The following is a 13,649-nucleotide window of genomic DNA, read 5'->3' as shown; positions in this document are numbered from 1 at the left end:
TCCCTACTTTAAAATTTGCTTTAACTCTTCAAAAACCCTATCGTTTTGCCATGCCTGACCGATGGTGATTCTCACTGCATTTAAGGCGTAGCTTTTTAGATCTCGCAAAATTATACCCTTTTTTAGCATCTTTTCGCATATCTGGCTTGATTTTAGCTCGTTAAATTTAAAAGTTATGAAATTCGTATAGCTTGGGATAAACTCGATGCCATTTTGCTCTGCAAATTCCTCATATCTTTTCATCTGCTCGAAGTTATTTTGCATAGTTTGCTGCACAAATTCATCATCTCCAAGTGCTACTATCGCTGCTCTAAGACTTGGAGTTGTGATATTGAATGGAGCTCTTAGTTTTGAGAGAGCGCCTATTATCTCTTCATTTGCCACGCCGTATCCCACGCGCATGCCACCAAGCGCATAGGCCTTTGAGAAAGTGCCAAGATAGATAACGTTTTTAAATTTCACCACCTCGCTTGGCTTTATCTCTTTTTTGCTATCTTTAAATTTTGCAAATTCATTGTAGGCACAATCAAGCACAACAAGCGTATTTTCATCAACGCTTTTTATAAATTTAAAGACCTCATCTGCGTCCAAACACTCACCTAATGGGTTATTCGGCAAGCAAAGAAAGATTACTGAAATTTCATCTTTATGCGCATTATAAATTTCTAAAAACTCGCTCAAATTATGCTCTACACTCTTTGTGCGATAAATTTTTGCTCCAGTTTGCTTTGCATAAATTTCATACATCGCAAATGTCACGCCAGCCATCAAAACGCCACTTTGCTTATTTGCCTTTGCGTGGAGTGCATACTCTATGATCTGATCACTTCCAGAGCCGATGATTAAATTTTTGCTAGTTACGCCAAATTTTTTAGCCAGTCCTTCTTTTAGCTCAAAGTAGCTATCGTCTGGATAGAGATGTGCCTTTTTAGCAACCTCTTTTAACGTTTCCTCTACGCGTTTGCTCGTACCAAAAGGGTTTTCGTTACTAGCTAGCTTTATCACATCTTTTGCCTCGATGCCAAACTCTCTAACTACAAGTTCAATAGGCTTTCCAGCCTCGTAATTAACTAAATCATCTAAAAAGTCATTAAATTTCATTACTCATCTCCGTTTAAATAGCTTCCAAGCCATGTTATCTCAGCGCCGCTCTCTTTTGCGAGTTCAAAGGCGTTTTGCACCTTCTCATCGTCGATATGCCCTTCAAAATCAAGATAAAACATCGATTTAAACTCGCGTTGCTTGATAGGACGTGACTCAAGTTTTGTGATATTGATGTTTTCATTTTTAAAGATAGAAAGCAGATCAGCAAGGCGTCCTGGACTATGATCAGTCTTTGCAAGGATCGAAGTTTTCGAGTTTTCAACTCTTGCGTTTTTAAAATCGCTAAGAATGAGAAATCTCGTTCTATTTGCCATATTGTCTTCAATTGTCTCATAAACTATCGGCACATTATAAATTTTAGCTGCGATCTTTGAGCAAATGGCAGCTGAGCTTCTATCCATTGATGCCATATATGCAGCTGCTGCAGTTGATTTTGCTGGAACAAATTCAATTTCATTTAGCATATGATCTTCTAGAAATTTACGGCATTGATTATACCCTTGCGGATGTGAATAAATTCGCTTTATCTCTTTTAAATTTTCATTTATGCTAACAAAGCTGTGATGGATATCCACATAAAGCTCAGCAACTATTTTTATATCACTAAATTTACTCAAACAATCAAGCGTAGCGCCAACAGCGCCTTCAGTGTTGTTTTCAATAGGCACAACGCCGTATTTTGCCTCTTTTTGAGCTAGTTTTGTAAAAACCGCCTCGATGGTCGCAAGTGGCAAATATGAACTCATCGCACCAAATCTACTCTGAGCCGCCTGATGCGTATAAGTACCTTCAGGCCCTAGATATACGATCTTTTGAGGCATTTCTAAATTTCTACTCACAGCAAAAATTTCAAGATAAATGGCTTCAATAGCAGCCTTATTTAAAGCTTTATCTTTGCTAAGGCTAGTTAAGCGGTTTATGATAGCTCGCTCTCGCTCAGGACGATATATAGGCGCCCCGCTAGTTTGTTTTAGCTTGCCGATTTGCTCAACTAAAATCATCCTTTCATTTAGTTTATTTAATATGAGATCATCGATCGCATCGATCTCTTTTCTAAGCTCATTTAGCTCTTGCATCAGCGCTCTCCAAAAATTCTCTCTCAAGTGCCACGACATCTTCAAAGCTCTCACGTCTTCTTATGAGTCTATCTTTGCCATCAAGCACGCAAACTTCAGCGGCTCTGTTTCTTGTGTTGTAGTTTGAGCTCATGCTAAAACCGTAAGCTCCAGCACCTTTTACCACGATGATATCGCCACTATCGCACTCTGGTAGCTCTATATCTTTTGCTAAAAAGTCGCCACTTTCACAAACTGGACCGACCACATCACATAGGCCTAAATTTTTATCCTTGCCACAAACAAAAATTTCATGATGGGCACCATAAAGGCTTGGTCTTATAAGATCATTCATCGCACCATCAGTTATAACAAATCTCTTTTTGCCATTAAATTTTTCATATAAAACGCTTGCGACAAAGTAGCCAGCATTACCTACGATAAAGCGTCCTGGCTCGCAAACTATGGTCATATCTTGACCCTTTAGCGCACCTAAAATTCCTTGTGCATAGTCATATAAATTTATCTCTTTTTCATCGTTATAGATGATGCCAAGTCCGCCACCAACATCAAAAAATTTGATGTCTATCTCAAGCGCTCTTAGCTCTCTTAAAAGCTCGCTAACGATATTTGCAGCATCTATTATCGGGCTAAGTGATGTTAGCTGAGAGCCGATATGAAAATGTATACCAGTTGGCTCAAGAGAGTCTGAAGCTTTAGCGTGGATGTACATTCTTTTAGCTGTTTCGGCATCAACGCCAAATTTATTTTCATTTAGTCCTGTCGAGATATATGGGTGAGTTTTTGCATCGACGCCTGGATTTACCCTAATGCTAATTCTTGCCTTTAAGTTTAGCCATTTTGCGATCTTTTCAAGTCTTAAAAGTTCAGCAAAACTCTCCACATTTATTAGCAAAATTTCATTTTTTAAAGCCTCTTTTAGCTCATCATCGCTCTTGCCAACACCACTAAAAATGATCTGATATCTCTTTGCACCTGCTAAAAGCGCTCTTTTTACTTCGCCAATGCTAACACAGTCAAATCCAGCTCCAAGATCAGCTAGAAATTTCAAAACACTTAAATTTGAGTTTGCTTTCACCGCATAACAAATGAGAGATTTTCTAGCAAAAAATGCATTTTTTAGTGCTTCATAGCGGTTTTTTATGTGGTTAAAATCATAAATGTAAAGTGGAGTTTTGTATCTATTTGCAAGCTCTTTAAAATCCATAAAATAGCCTTTATTAAAATGGCTTGATTTTACAAAAAGCTTACCAAAATTTGGCTTAACGATGCGATTTTATGAGATAAATGGCGTATACAAAAAGTAAAATAACTGGCAAAACTATGCCGATTTCTGGCAAGATCACAGAAGTTTGTGCAAATTTTGCAAGAATAAAGAGCAGCCCCCAAACGACAAGAGTTATCACAACAAAGATAAAAGTCGAAAGTGCAAGATTAAAAAACCTACCAGTTACAGGCAAATGATAGTAAAAAATGAGCAACAAAAATGGTGCAAAAAATGGTGCGATAGCAAGGTTGTAAAAAGCTGTTTTTGCGCTATCAAGGCCGATGCCTTCATTTTTAAATGTCTTTATAAAATTTATCGCATCTGGGATATTAAATTTTGAGTTTTCAACACTAACAGCACTTTCAATACTCTTTGGCTTAAAGCCTTTTAATGCATCTAAGCTCTCGCTTTGTATTTTATTAAAACCAGCCTCGCCAAGCTCTAAAATTTGCGGCAAAAGAGTTTGATTAACATCTTTTAAGATCCATTCATTGTCTTTAAAATTAGCATGATTTGTAAATGTAGTTGAGAGTAAATTTGTGCCATTTATCTCAAAAATTCTAACATCATTTGCTATTTGATTAACAGAATTTAGCTCTTTTATATAGATAAATTTGCCTTCAAACTTTAAAAACGAATCATTTGTGCTTTTTGAAAAAGCCGTATTTTTAGCGATGCTTTTTTGATAGTCGTGCGCATAAGCAAATGGAGTAAAATTTAAGCCAACATAAAAAATAGTTACAAAAAGTGCAATAAAAAAAGGTGGAAAAATTAAGTTATTTTTACTAATGCCAAGTGCATAAAAGCTGATTAGCTCGTTTGAGCGAACCATATTTACATGTAAAATAATGAGTGCAAAAATGAGCGAAAGTGGCAAAACGTATCCAATAGCACTAAGCGATGTAAGCCCAACATAAAGGAGCTGAAGGTTTGCAGATGGTGGCAGATCTTTTAAATTTGTAAGTAGGTCGATACCAACATAAAATAGTTCAAGCGCTAAAAATACGATAAGAAAAGATTTTATATAGACCCAGCCAACGTATCTGGCGTATAGTTTCATTTGATAAGACCTTTTTTTATCGTAAATTTTTGCGAGATTTCATTGATGTCGCTCTTTAGTAGCTCGCAAACTGCATTTTTTGTGTAGGCCAAAATTTCATCTAAAGCCTTTTTCTCCTCATCACTAAACTCTCCAAGGACAAAATTTTTAGCATCACCAAGGTGCCCAATGCCAACACGCACCCTTTCGTAGTCGTTGCCTATTAGTCCATCGATCGATTTTATGCCGTTATGCCCGCCGCTACTACCGCCTTTTTTAAATTTAACTGCTCCAAAACTAAGATCAAGATCATCGTGTATTACGATTATTCTATCTGGTTTATAAAAGTCTTTTACCGCTTTTACACTTTGTCCTGAGAGGTTCATAAAGGTTGTTGGTTTTAGCAAGATAATGTCGTTAAATTTAAAAACTTCGCCTTGGAATTTGGCTGAGCTAACATCTTTGTAATTTGAGTCTTTTAGGAGATCTATAAGCATAAAGCCTATATTGTGTCTAGTGTTTTCATATTTGGGGCCGGGATTTCCCAGCCCCGTTATTAGTGTCACAAAAGCCCTTTTTATTTAGCTTTAATAACTCCAAGTACCGCAACACGGTCAGCGTCTACAATAGTAACGCCTTTAGGAGCTGTGATATCACGAACCAAAATAGTATCGTCGATGTCAAGTTTGCTTACATCAACGTCAAATGAATTTGGTAAATTTTCAGCTGTGCATTTTACGCAAAGACGTCTTTTTGATTGGATCAAAACGCCCTTGTTTTTAAGACCAATAGGTGTTCCAACTGGCTTAACTGGGATCATATATTTCGATAAAACACCAGGAAGTGCTACTTTTAGATCTACGTGTTTAAGATCACTTGTAACAACATCTCTTTGGTAATCAACAATAACGACATTATAAACTTTTCCGCCTACTTTTACATCAAAAGCAAGGCTCTCTTTTTTGCGTGCTTCTTTAATAAAGTCATTTACTTTAAAAGCAGCTGCAACATTCTCTAACCCCTTGCCATAAATGTTGGCGATTAGATAACCATCTCTTCTCAAAGCCTTTGCAGACTTCTTACCGATACTCTCTCTAACGATTCCTTCTAACATCGTTTTCCTTTCATAAAAAAATAGGTGCTGATTTTATCCAATGCTTTATAAATTTCACATAAAGCTTATTTAAGAATGATCACTTTTACTGTTTGTGTATTAGCTTGGACTTCTTTGTCTAAAGTGATTTCATAATATCATCAAATGCTGATACAAACTGCTTTAAACCATCGCTTAATAAATCTTTATAAACGACATTTATATCTATCTCGTTATTTTTTATAATCTGGAAAAAGCTTGAGATATTTTCTTTACTAGGTACATTTTTTACCTCTGCTTTTTCTTTTATAAATTCTTTTATCGTCTCTATTGGTGCTGTATTTATAGAATTTTTATACATTAGCTCTCTAACGTAATAATCCCCTCTTAAACTACCGCCTTTTACGCCTGTGCTTGCAAAAAGTGTTCTTACATTTTCTAGTCCAAAATCTTCAATCAGGTGGTATATATTTGCAGCATTCATTATGCCGATTTGTCCAGTTGGCAAGCTCTTTACAGCCATAACTTCATCAAGCTTTCTATCAAATCTACTTACAAAAACACTTATCACACCTTTTGGCATAGTAGTATCTATAAAGCGACTTGCATAAGCCTTACTGCCTTCTTTAAATGCTTCAAGGCAGTTTTTAGCCTGATCTGGTGAGAATATAAGCGTAGCATTTACGCTAATCCCCCTTGCCATAAGCGCGCTCATCGCCTCATAGCCATCTTTTGTAGCTGGAATTTTTATCATAACATTTGGCATTGATATTAGATTATAAAGCCTAATACCTTCTTCTATCGTTGCGGCTGTATCGTCACTTAAATTTGGATCAACCTCAATGCTTACAAAGCCATCATCACCGTTTGCATAATTTCTTAACATTTTACATGCTGCGATTTTTATATCTTGAGTAGCCAAAATTTCATAAAGATCTTTTGGGTGGCGTTTATTGCTAGTTTCTATGATCTTTTTATAAGCAGGTGAAGCAAACGCTGTTTTAAAAATAGCTGGGTTGCTTGTAGCACCGTTTATAACATTATTTTCCAATAAAGAGTTAAATTCGCTTTGTAAAAAATTTCTCTCTATAAAATCACACCAAAGAGAGAATTTAGCTTCGTTGTCATACATTAATTTCTACCTTATAAATTTTAAAATTTCACGCAAGTCTTTAACATCAACACAATGTGTCGCTTCTTTTTTTAAGATATCTTTTGCACAAAATGCAATGCTAAGGTCGCACTTTCTAAACATCGATATGTCATTGGCCCCGTCCCCAACACACATTATCTCGTCCTTGCCTAAATTTAATAGTCCACATAAGCGGTCAATCATATCTCCCTTTGAACTACTAAACATCATTTCTCCGCCAACTTCGCCTGTTAAAATTCCATCTTTGTGGTGCAAAATATTTGCAAAATTTGCATCAAAATTAAGTTTTTTTTGCATTACATCGGTTGCATTGTGAAATCCACCGCTAAAAACCACAACTTTGATACCTTTTTGCTTTAAAGCTTCTATTAGCTCGCCAGCTCCTGGCATTATGGGTAAATTTTTGCAAATTTCATTTACTTTTAAAAGCGGCAATCCTTTTAAAAATTTTACTCTTTTTGTAAGACTTTCAAAAAAATCAAGCTCACCGTTCATTGAACGCTTAGTTATATTAGCTACTTCTTCACTAGCATTATTAGCGGCGGCGAGAATATCTATCGTCTCGCCGTCCATTATTGTAGAGTCAAAGTCAAAAACACAAAGTTTTATCAAGCTATGCCCTAAAAATCACGTTTTAAAAGGCTTTCGACCTTCAAGATCGTAAGAATATTTTGGTCGCGCTTACCGATACCATAAATCATGCCTTTGTCTTTTACCAAAGTCTCTGGTGGCGGATCGATCCTGTTACGGTCTATTCTGATAGCCTCCGTCAAGCGGTCTATCACAAAGCCAGCGATATTATCCGCATCTTTCATAACGATATATCTTGTGCTTGGGCTTTGTTTTGTGACATTTAGTGAAAAACGCTTACGCAAATCAATAAGAGGAATAACATTTCCACGTAGGTTAAACACGCCAAGAACGTAATCAGGTACACTAGGAACACGTGTATATTCAATAGGTTTGATTATCTCTTGGATATTTAAAATAGGTATTGCGTACTCTTCCTCACCGACAACAAATCCTACTAGCTGAACTATATCCTCATTATTTTTTAACTCAGGACCATTTATTTGCTGTTTTTGTTTGCTTAAAACTTGATTTAGTTTATTGTTCATCCCTTACCCCTAAGCTAGTTTTATATTCTTTCTAACGACATTTTCTAAGTACTCGGCTGAATATGGTTTTGTAATATACTCAGTCATTCCAACTTCTACACCACGCAATCTATCTGTTTTTGACGTCCTTGATGTAACAGCAATAAGTGGCAAATTTCTGTACTTAGAGTATTTTCTAATTTCACCAGCTAGCGTATATCCATCCATTCTTGGCATCTCAATATCTATCAAGATCGCATCAAAAGAGTGCTCTCCGGATTTTACGATATTTAATGCCTCAACACCGTTTGTAGCTTCTATTATTGTTACCCCAGTTGGTTCAAGCGCTTTTTGCATGATAGTTCTATCCATTTTTGAGTCATCAACTATCAAGACTTTATAATCACTTGGTTTTTCCTTTGCTTTTGTGCTATCTTCTATTTCGGCTCTAATATCTACCTTGATATCTTTTGCCATCTCCATCATAGCACCAACGTCAATAATCAATGTCACACGGCCATCACCTCTAATAGTAGCACCAGCAATACCTGGGATATTTTGTAAATAATCGCCCATTGATTTAATAACAATCTCTTCTTGTCCAACCAAAGTATCGACGATAATACCTAGTTTTGCTTCAGCAACACCGATTATTACGACATAAGTTTGATCTCCACCATCAAATGCCTTTTCAACGCCAAATACGTCAGAAAGTCTAACAAGAGACAAGACTTCATCTCTTAGCCTTAGTACATTTTTGCCATCGATCGTGTAGATATCATCAATCGGCACGCGAACGGTTTCAAGAACGCTAGCAAGTGGGATAGCGTAAAATTCTTCTTGCGTTCCAACAAGTAGTGACTGAATAATCGCAAGTGTGAGTGGAATTTTAAGCTTCATAACTGTGCCTTTTCCAACTTCACTTTCAATATCAATGATGCCGTTTAGCTTTTCAATATTTGTCTTAACAACGTCCATACCTACACCACGACCAGATACGTTTGTGACCTTTGCCGCAGTTGAAAATCCTGGTCTAAAGATAAGTCCAAATGCCTCTTTTTCGCTCATCGCATCAGCTTCGCGCTCAGTGATGATGCCTTTTTCTATCGATTTAGACTTAAGCATGTCAGCATCTAGACCCTTGCCATCATCAACTATCTCAACAACGATGTGGTTGCCTTCATTGTAAGCTTTTAGCTGAACAAGACCTTTTTCAGGCTTACCTGCGGCCTTTCTTGTCTCAGGATCCTCGATGCCGTGATCGCATGAATTTCTGATGATGTGAACTAGTGGATCGCCGATCTCTTCTACGATTGACTTATCAAGTTCAGTCTCTTCACCTGAAATTTCAAGATCGATTTGCTTACCAAGGTCGCGGCTAAGATCACGTATCATACGTGGGAATTTATTAAAGACTTTTGCTATTGGAAGCATTCTTGTCTTCATAACGGCAAGCTGAATATCAGTCGTAACTAGACTTAGGCTTGAGACTACTTGATTTAACTCTTCAAGAAATTTCTCACCCTCATATCTCTCTTCCACGTCATCATAAATTTTTAATAAGCGGTTTTTACCAAGAACAAGCTCACCAATTAGATTCATCAAATGATCAAGCCTTTTTACTTCAACGCGTATAGTTTGTTCCTGCGCTACTGCACCACTACTTGCTGCTGGGACCTTTTTATCTCCCTCTTTTTCTTTACTCTCTGCTTTTGCAGCTGGAGCTGAAGTACTACTTGCAGCCGGGGCTATCTCACTAGGAGATTTTGGAGCTATACCTTTTGAAGCACGCCTTGCTTGATCCTCAGCCTTTCTAACTTTTAAGAGTCTTTCTATCTCAGCTTCAACTTCTGAATCACTTAATTTTGAAAGCTCGGCATCACTTATCTCTGGCGCTTCTTCGGCAGGCGTGGCCGGCTCTGGCTCTTTTGCCGGCTCTGGTGTTGGCTCAGATACTGGCGTGGCAGGAGCTTCAGGAGCTGCTGCTGGAGCCTCACCTTCAGAAATTTGAGTAAGTCTTGCGCAAATATTTTTAATATCAATGCCAGCAGCTGTATCATTTCCATGATCTCTAATGCTGCTTAACAAGCCTTTCATCATATCAACCGACTCAAGAACTACGTCCATAATGTCTGGAGTGATCTTTAGCTCGCCTTTTCTAGCTTTATTTAAAACATCCTCCATATGGTGAGTAAGCTCTGTTAAAACATCAAAATTTAAAAAACTTGAGCTACCTTTTACTGTGTGAGCAACGCGGAAAATTCTATTTAATAATTCCAAATCTTCAGGGTTTGACTCAAGCTCAACAAGGTCGTGATCTATCTGCTCAATAAGTTCGAAAGCTTCTATTAAAAAGTCTTCCATTATTTCTTTCATATCATCCATGTTTCACCTCATTTTGCAGATTTAGAATGTGCTTCAATAACTTTTAGCACTTCTTGATAAAATATGCTTGCGTCAAATTTCGTAAGATACGCCGCACCACCAGCTTCTTTGCTCTTGATTTCACTAAAATCATTACTCAATGAGGAGTTAAATACTATTGGAACTTCTTTAAATCTTTCATCATTTTTAAGAGTTGAAGCAAAGCGGTATCCATCCATCTGTGGCATTTCGATATCACTTAAGATAACTCTAAGCTCTCTTGATAGGTTATCTCCATATCTTTGATAAAGCTCTTCCATTCTCTCCAAGCCCTCAACGCCGTTTTTTGCCTCAACTACGCTAAGTCCCATCTTCTCAAGTGCATCTTTTACTAGTTTTCTAGCAGTTGAGCTATCATCTAAAACTAAAGCAGCACCTTTTAATTTTTGATCATCTGTTACATCAAATTCGATCTTTGGTGAGTAAATTCCAAGCTCTTCAACAATGCTTTCAAGATCAAGGATAAGTAAAACTTCATCATTTTCTATTCTTGTTACGCCTGTTATTTTGCCTTTGTCTAAAGCGCCAGAACCTGAAGCAAAATTTGCAGGCTCGATATCTTTCCAGCTTATACGCCTGATCCTTTTTGCCTCATGGACAATAAAACCGATCAAAATACCACTAAACTCAGCAATAATAACACGTGGCTTTATAACTACGCCTTCAGTTGGCTCGACAATATTCATCCATCTTGCCAAATTTATGACAGGGATCACTACACCCCTTAAATCAAAAATTCCCTCGATATACTCAGGAACGCCTGGAAGTTCTGTAAGATTTGGCATCTTAATGATCTCCCGCACCTTTGCGACATTGACTCCGTATATTCCTTCATATACTTTGTTTTCGGTCTTTTTAAAGATACGAAAATCAACAAGTTCCATCTCGTTTGAGTCCGTTTTTAGTACGTTATCTCCAAACATCAATGTCCTTTCAAACTCATTTTGAGCAAATTTAACTTTTGCTGGGCGTATTCTACAACAAAATAACTTTGCTCACATGCAAAACAAGGTAAATTTATATAAAACTTATCGTAAATGTTAAATTTCTCGCCTTGATGATAGTGTCCCTCTATCACAATACCAGCCTCATATCCTTGCAAATGCTTGCCCATTAACTCCTTAAAATTAGGAATTTTATAGTCTAAATTTTTTTTGGTAAGTTTGGCTAGTATTGCTTTTGATATTTTAAAATGTAAAAATTTATCCAAAGCATTCATAAATTTTAAAAACCATCTAAGACGCAAAAATCTAAGTGCATATTTATCTACAAAAGGTAAAAATATATCGCCATGCGCGATCTGAACGTGCTCTTCATTGATTGTCTTAAAATTTGCTGGCTGATCGTAAATATCGTAAACCCTAACTCTTTTATAACGCAGCATCTCACGCCCATCCCAAATTTCTCTTGTTTTATTAAATAAATTTGAAAGTCTAAAATCGTGATTGCCCTCGAAGTAAAAAATTTCTACTTTTTGTGAAATTTTATTTATAAGGCTTAAGTGCTCAGAGTAAAATTCTCTTGTATATTCGCCTTCACCAGTTAAAAAATCAAACATATCACCTAACAAAAAAATTTGTGGCGGCTCTTTGATCTCCCCGCTATCAATGGCTCTTAAAAATTTTAAAAAGCCATTTCGGTTTACGTTTTCATGCGCATCAGCTATAAAGATCGCGCCTTCTTTTATAACGGGGGCATATAGATATTCGCTCAAATTTTGCCTTAATTAAAAATTAGCAGAGCCAAAAAGCAGTTTTTAGCTCTTTGTCTCATCTTTTTAGTCAAATTTTATAGGCTTATAGCAAATTTTTACAATCTCAACGTCGCTTCTACCTTTTGGTAAATTTAGCACTACCTCATCACCCTCAGCCTTACCCAAAAGCTGCTTTGCAAGAGGTGAGTTTATCGAGATATAGCCTTTGTCGATGTCGCTTTCACTAATGCCAACTATCGTATATGTATGCTCTATTTCGGTTTCCTCGTCCATTATCGTAACACTTGAGCCAAATCTAACTCTATCGTGCTCATAGCTACTTGGATCGATCACTTCAGCATTTGCTAAAAGCGCGCTTAGCTCTGCGATCCTAGCGTCTATAAAGGCTTGCTTCTCTTTTGCTGCGTGATACTCAGCATTTTCTTTTAGGTCACCGTGACTTCTTGCGATATCTATCTCAGTTACGATTTGAGGGCGTTGCACCAGCCTTAGATCCTTTAGCTCAGCTTCTATCTTCTCGTATCCATGCATTGTCATTGGTTCACTCATTTTTTACTCCATATTTTTTAAAATTTTCACTACGTTTTTGCTGCTGCCATGCGACAAATACTCTCTCAATTCGTCACAGCCTTTTAAAAATTTCTGCCTATCGCAGCTCTCATAAGCTCTAAATAAATTTTCAGCCGTTGCAAACTCTTGGATAAACTCCTCATGAAGCGGCTCTTTGCCCATGAAATCAAACATTATATTTGCAAGTCCTGCGTGCTTGATCTTTACAAATTTTCTAGCTATAAAAACATCTATCGCTTTTGCCTTATATGCTAGTACAAATGGCGTGCCAATGAGCGCTGCTTCAAGTGTAGCCGTGCCAGAGCAAACAAAGGCAAAGTCGCTCTCATACAAGACTTCAGGCGTGTTTGAAACGATTTCAAAGTTACTTACATCGCCATAAATTTCACCAACTTTATCAAGGAAAAATGGTGGCACGACAAGCAGCCTTGTGGCCTCTATCTTTTTAGCAAGCTCTCTATAAACTGGCATCAGTCTTGAAATCTCTGACCTTCTTGATCCTGGCAAAAAAGCTACTTTACCACTGCTACTTAGGCTAGTTTTCTTAAGCTTTATCTCATCCATCAAAGGATGTCCCACGTAGGTCGAGCGACTATAAAATTTCGCATCAAATGGTAGGATCGAAGCTAGGTTGTCACAATACCTCTCAACCGCGCTCACTCTTTTTGGCTTCCACGCCCAAACTTGAGGCAAGATGTAGTATGTCACGGCTACTTTTGCGCCAGCCTCTTTTATCGCTTTTGCAAGCGGCAGATTAAAAGCTGGACTGTCTATTAAAAGCACGGCATCAGCCTCTTTTGCCATCTGGCTCATCACTTTTATCGCCTTTTTTGCTTTAAAAATGAGTGGCAAAACCTCGACAAAGCCCATCGCTGAAAACTCGCTACTTTTCATATATGGCGTGCCAAGCTCTTCGCTAAAAATTCCCATAAGCTCAAATTCGCCCTCGAAATTTTTCAAAATTTCTTTTAAATGCAAATTTGCCGATGGCTCAAGAGCGGAGACTAAAATTTTCATTTACACACTTTCATCAGGTCTTTTTTTGGGGGCATTATACGCAAAAATTCTTTAAAATTTTAAGAAAGCTGTGATAAAATCCAACCCTCTAAAGG

General features: G+C 37.3%; 14 protein-coding genes. All 14 read right to left on the bottom strand.

The window, feature by feature from the left end:
• Positions 1-3: 3 nt before the first annotated feature.
• The 14 genes from hisC to lpxB all read right to left on the bottom strand — a co-directional run bounded on the left by hisC (position 4) and on the right by lpxB (position 13,554).
• Positions 4-1,101 (bottom strand): histidinol-phosphate transaminase, encoded by a 1,098-nt coding sequence (gene hisC, locus F3G66_RS06410; protein ID WP_149707520.1) that lies wholly within the window; start codon positions 1,099-1,101, stop codon positions 4-6.
• A complete protein-coding gene (pheA, locus tag F3G66_RS06405; protein ID WP_149707519.1) occupies positions 1,101-2,180 on the bottom strand; it encodes a prephenate dehydratase in 1,080 nt (359 codons plus the stop codon). The genes hisC and pheA overlap by 1 nt, the downstream gene beginning before the upstream one ends.
• Positions 2,164-3,387: a diaminopimelate decarboxylase gene (gene lysA, locus F3G66_RS06400; protein ID WP_149707518.1), complete on the bottom strand. Its 1,224-nt coding sequence runs from the start codon at positions 3,385-3,387 to the stop codon at positions 2,164-2,166. Before lysA ends, pheA begins: the two co-directional genes overlap by 17 nt.
• 55 nt (positions 3,388-3,442) lie before the next feature.
• Entirely contained in the window at positions 3,443-4,507 is a 1,065-nt protein-coding gene (locus tag F3G66_RS06395; protein ID WP_149707517.1) for an LptF/LptG family permease, read from the bottom strand.
• A complete protein-coding gene (pth, locus tag F3G66_RS06390; protein WP_149707516.1) occupies positions 4,504-5,052 on the bottom strand; it encodes an aminoacyl-tRNA hydrolase in 549 nt (182 codons plus the stop codon). Before pth ends, F3G66_RS06395 begins: the two co-directional genes overlap by 4 nt.
• An 11-nt stretch (positions 5,053-5,063) precedes the next feature.
• A complete protein-coding gene (locus tag F3G66_RS06385; RefSeq protein ID WP_021091684.1) occupies positions 5,064-5,600 on the bottom strand; it encodes a 50S ribosomal protein L25/general stress protein Ctc in 537 nt (178 codons plus the stop codon).
• 118 nt (positions 5,601-5,718) lie between these two features.
• Positions 5,719-6,711 carry a transaldolase gene (locus tag F3G66_RS06380; protein WP_149707515.1) on the bottom strand — a complete coding sequence of 331 codons (993 nt, stop codon included), beginning with the start codon at positions 6,709-6,711 and terminating at the stop codon, positions 5,719-5,721.
• Positions 6,712-6,717: 6 nt separating this feature from the next.
• Entirely contained in the window at positions 6,718-7,344 is a 627-nt protein-coding gene (gene serB / locus F3G66_RS06375; RefSeq protein WP_084109470.1) for a phosphoserine phosphatase SerB, read from the bottom strand.
• Between the two features lie 8 nt (positions 7,345-7,352).
• Positions 7,353-7,850, bottom strand: a complete 498-nt coding sequence (locus F3G66_RS06370; protein WP_085658145.1) for a chemotaxis protein CheW — start codon at positions 7,848-7,850, stop codon at positions 7,353-7,355.
• Between the two features lie 9 nt (positions 7,851-7,859).
• A complete protein-coding gene (locus F3G66_RS06365) occupies positions 7,860-10,214 on the bottom strand; it encodes a chemotaxis protein CheW (RefSeq protein WP_149707514.1) in 2,355 nt (784 codons plus the stop codon).
• Between the two features lie 8 nt (positions 10,215-10,222).
• On the bottom strand, positions 10,223-11,176 hold the full coding sequence (locus F3G66_RS06360; RefSeq protein ID WP_149707513.1) for a chemotaxis protein: 954 nt from the start codon (positions 11,174-11,176) through the stop codon (positions 10,223-10,225).
• Positions 11,176-11,967, bottom strand: a complete 792-nt coding sequence (locus F3G66_RS06355) for a UDP-2,3-diacylglucosamine diphosphatase (RefSeq protein WP_149707512.1) — start codon at positions 11,965-11,967, stop codon at positions 11,176-11,178. Before F3G66_RS06355 ends, F3G66_RS06360 begins: the two co-directional genes overlap by 1 nt.
• Before the next feature lie 63 nt (positions 11,968-12,030).
• Positions 12,031-12,516: a transcription elongation factor GreA gene (gene greA / locus F3G66_RS06350; RefSeq protein ID WP_072594430.1), complete on the bottom strand. Its 486-nt coding sequence runs from the start codon at positions 12,514-12,516 to the stop codon at positions 12,031-12,033.
• 3 nt (positions 12,517-12,519) lie between these two features.
• Positions 12,520-13,554 carry a lipid-A-disaccharide synthase gene (gene lpxB / locus F3G66_RS06345; RefSeq protein ID WP_149707511.1) on the bottom strand — a complete coding sequence of 345 codons (1,035 nt, stop codon included), beginning with the start codon at positions 13,552-13,554 and terminating at the stop codon, positions 12,520-12,522.
• Between the last annotated feature and the right edge of the window lie 95 nt (positions 13,555-13,649).

The organism is Campylobacter concisus (genome assembly GCF_902460665.1).
In the GTDB taxonomy this organism is placed as follows: Bacteria; Campylobacterota; Campylobacteria; order Campylobacterales; family Campylobacteraceae; genus Campylobacter_A; species Campylobacter_A concisus_AL.
This window is presented reverse-complemented; position numbering and strand designations above follow the sequence as displayed.